General features: G+C 67.4%; 3 protein-coding genes and 1 pseudogene. All 4 read left to right on the plus strand.

The genetic code is table 11. The features are described from left to right. A partial coding sequence (locus OS124_RS23620) for an aminotransferase family protein (protein WP_010138090.1) occupies positions 1-1,334 on the plus strand: 1,334 nt, incomplete at its 5' end. Positions 1,335-1,399: 65 nt separating this feature from the next. Then, positions 1,400-2,872: a MocR-like pyridoxine biosynthesis transcription factor PdxR gene (pdxR, locus tag OS124_RS0104170; RefSeq protein ID WP_010138091.1), complete on the plus strand. Its 1,473-nt coding sequence runs from the start codon at positions 1,400-1,402 to the stop codon at positions 2,870-2,872. Between the two features lie 131 nt (positions 2,873-3,003). Beyond that, positions 3,004-3,555, plus strand: coding sequence for a helix-turn-helix domain-containing protein (locus tag OS124_RS0104175; protein ID WP_010138092.1), 552 nt, complete (start codon positions 3,004-3,006; stop codon positions 3,553-3,555). 11 nt (positions 3,556-3,566) lie between these two features. Next, positions 3,567-3,818 (plus strand): annotated as a pseudogene (locus tag OS124_RS0104180) (FAD-dependent oxidoreductase); the annotation flags it as partial.

The raw sequence follows: 3,818 nt of genomic DNA on the forward strand, positions 1-3,818 counted from the left end.
ATGTCTGGCATCACCTGACCCAGCACAAGAGCCATGAAAACAAGGATCCCCGCCTCTACGTGAAGGGGCAGGGGCTGCGGGTCTGGGATGCCAACGGGCAGGACTATCTCGACGGGGTCTCGGGCGGGGTCTGGACGGTGAATGTCGGTTACGGGCGCACCCGCATCGCCCGGGCCGTGGCCGAGGCACTGTCCGAGATGAATTTCTATGCACAGACCGCCGGCTCGCTTCCCGGGGCGCGCTTCGCCAAGCGGCTGGTGGCCAGGATGCCGGGCCTGTCGCGGGTCTACTACGGCAGTTCCGGCACCGAGGTGAACGAGAAGGCCTGGAAGATGATCCGCCAGATCGCGGTGCAGCGGCACGGCGGGCGCAAGAGCAAGATCCTGTTCCGGGAACGCGATTACCACGGGGCCTCGATCACCGCGCTTTCGGCCTGCGGGCAGGGGCAGCGGGTGCGCGATTACGGCCCCTTCACCCCCGGTTTCGTCGAGGTGCCCCATTGCCTGGAGTACCGCGCCCAGTGGGCCGGGGACGACCACGCGGCGAGCTATGGCGAACGCGCCGCCGAGGCCATCGAAGAGGTGATCCTGCGCGAGGGGCCCGATACCGTGGGCGCCCTGTGTCTTGAGCCGATCACCGCAGGCGGCGGTGTGATCACCCCGCCCGAGGGCTACTGGCAACGTGTCCAGCAGATCTGCGAGAAATACGACATCCTGCTGCACCTGGACGAGGTGGTCTGCGGTCTGGGTCGCACCGGCACCTGGTTCGGTTACCAGCACTACGGGTTGAAGCCGGATTTCGTCACCATGGCCAAGGGCGTCGCCTCGGGCTACGCGGCCGTGGCCTGCCTGGTGACCACCGAAGCGGTCTTCGATGCCTTCAAGGAGACCCCCGAGGACGAGATGAGCCACTTCCGCGATATCTCGACCTATGCCGGCTGCACTGCCGGCCCGGCGGCGGCGCTGGAAAACATGGCGATCATCGAGGAAGAGGACCTGCTGGCCAACACCCGGGCCATGGGCGCCCGGCTGATGGAGAACCTGCGCGATCTGCAACAGCGCCATGCGATGATTGGCGACGTGCGCGGCAAGGGTCTGTTCTGCGGCGCCGAGCTGGTCGCTGACCGCGCCACCCGGGAACCGCTGTCCGAGCCGCTGGTGCAGCAGGTCATCGCCGAGTGCCAGGCGCGCGGCGTGCTGATCGGCAGCACGGCGCGGGCATTGAAGGGGTTCAACAACACCCTCTGCCTGGCCCCCGCGCTCTGTGTCTCTGCCGATGAGATCGACCAGATCACGGGCACTCTGGGCGATGCGCTTGGCGCGGTGCTGGGCTAACCCTTCCCTGTGGCGCGGCCCCCGCCTAGTCTGGGGGTCCGCATCCCGAAGGCGCCCAGACCGGCATGAGCATCCCGACAGAGACCCTCTTTCTCGATCCCGACAGTACCCGCACCCTGCAACAGCAGATCCAGGGTTTGGTGGCGGATTCGATCCTGTCGGGGCGCTTTCAGGCGGGCGAGAAGATGCCCTCGACCCGGGCCTTCGCCAGGCACCTGAAGGTGGCGCGGATCACCGTGTCGCTGGCCTATAACGAGCTGGTGGCAAACGGATACCTGATCTCGCGCGACCGCTCGGGCTATTTCGTCGCCGAGACCGCGCCGCGCCTGCCTCAATTCCGCCCGCCGCCGCCCGACCCCGAGGATGCGGTGGACTGGAGCAAGGCCATCGCCAACCCCTTCGCGCCGCCCTCGGAACTGGTCCGCCCCTCGGACTGGCGCACCTACGACTACCCCTTCATCTACGGTCAGAGCGACCCGCGTCTCTTTGATCACCAGAACTGGCGGCTCTGCGCGCTGAATGCCCTTGGCCGCAAGGACTTCGAGTCGCTGACCACGGATTACTACGAGCGCGACGACCCGGTGCTGATCGAATACCTGCGCCGTCAGCTGCTGCCCCGCCGCGGGATCTCGGCCCGGCCCGAAGAGGTGCTGCTGACCATGGGCGCGCAGAACGCGCTGTGGATCGCCACGCAGCTGCTGCTCTCGCCCGAGAAGACGGCGGTGATGGAGAACCCCGGCTATGCCGGTTTGCGGGACCTGCTGCGCCAGGTCGGTTGCCGCACGGTCTTTGCCGATGTCGATCAGGACGGGCTGCCGCCCCAGGCCATCCCCGAGGGTGCCGACGTGGTCTGCGCCACCGCCAGCCACCATTGCCCGACCAGCGTCACCATGCCCATGGCGCGCCGCCGAGAGTTGCTGCGCCGGGCACGAGACGAGAATTTCATCATCCTCGAAGACGACTATGAGTTTGAGCTGCCCTCGCTGCGCGCCCCCACGCCCGCCCTGAAGGCGCAGGACCGCACCGGCTGCGTGATCTACATCGGTTCGTTCTCCAAGACGCTGTTCCCGGGGCTACGCATGGGCTACCTCGTCGCGCCCGAGCCCTTCATCCGCCAGGCCCGGTCCCTGCGCGCCTATGTCATGCGGCACCCGCCCGGCCATGTGCAGCGCACCATGGCCTACTTCCTGTCGCTGGGGCATTTCGATGCCCAGCTGACCCGCATGGGCGACGCCTTCGCCCGCCGCCGGGCGGTGATGGAGAAGGCCATTGCGGACACCGGGCTGGAGCTCGCGACGCCCGGCCTCTCGGGCGGCTCGTCCTTCTGGCTGCGCGCGCCTGCGGGGGTCAGCACCACCGCGCTTGCCATGCGGCTGCGCGAGGACTCGGTGCTGATCGAACCCGGTCAGGCCTTCTTCAACCCGGCCACGCCGAATCACAACTTCTATCGCCTCGCCTATTCCTCGATCGCCAGCAATCGCATCGCCCAGGGGATCGAGCTGATCGCCCGTGCCACCGACGAGATGGCCCGCGCCTGAAACAGCCCGTTATTGCAGCAGGTTCCGCTCCTCGAAGGGGCGCGCGCCGAGGCTGAAATGAAAAAACTCTTGGAATCTTCACGCGATGCGGTGAAGAATTGTCTGAAATCTTCATTTCCTGGGAGGCTGTCATGCCCGACACACTTGGCAAGGACATCCGCGCGCTGCGCCTGGCGCGCGGCATGACGCTGGACGATCTGGCGGGCCGGGTGGGCCGCTCTACCGGGTGGCTCAGCCAGGTGGAACGGGATCTCTCGCAGCCCCGCATGTCCGACCTGCGCAAGATCGCCGAGATCTGCGAGGTGCCGCTGTCGCTGCTCTTCGGCGCCCCCGACGCGCCCGAGCGAGAGCGGGGCCGCGTCGTTCGCGCGTCGGCACGGCGCCGGATGGGCGACCCCGAACAGGGGCTGGTCGAAACCCTGATCTCTCCTGATCTGACCGACAGCTTCGAGGTCATCCACTCGGTCTTCCTGCCGGGCAGTTGCTGCGACGCGCTGATCCGCCGCCCGACGCAGGAGGTCGCCTACATGGTTTCGGGCCGCCTCGACATCCGGCTGGAGGGCGATGCCTTCACGCTCGAGGCGGGCGACAGCTTCCGCCTTCGCGAGCAGAGCCTGCACTGGTCCAACCCCTATGACGCGCCCGCGGTGGCGGTCTGGGTCATCTCGCCTCCCGTCTACTGAAAGTCCCGCACATGTCCCTTCCCCCCAAGTCCGCCCGCGTCGTCATCATCGGTGGCGGTGTCATCGGCTGTTCCGTCGCCTATCACCTGACCCTGCAGGGCTGGCGCGACGTGGTGCTGCTGGAGCGCAAGCAGCTGACCTCGGGCACCACGTGGCATGCCGCCGGGCTGATCGCGCAGCTGCGTTCGTCGAAGAACATGACCCCGGNTGGCGAAATATTCGCAGGAGCTCTAACGGCGGGCTGGAGGCCGAGACGGGCGTGG

This window comes from Oceanicola sp. S124 (assembly GCF_000220565.1).
GTDB lineage: Bacteria > Pseudomonadota > Alphaproteobacteria > Rhodobacterales > Rhodobacteraceae > Pseudooceanicola.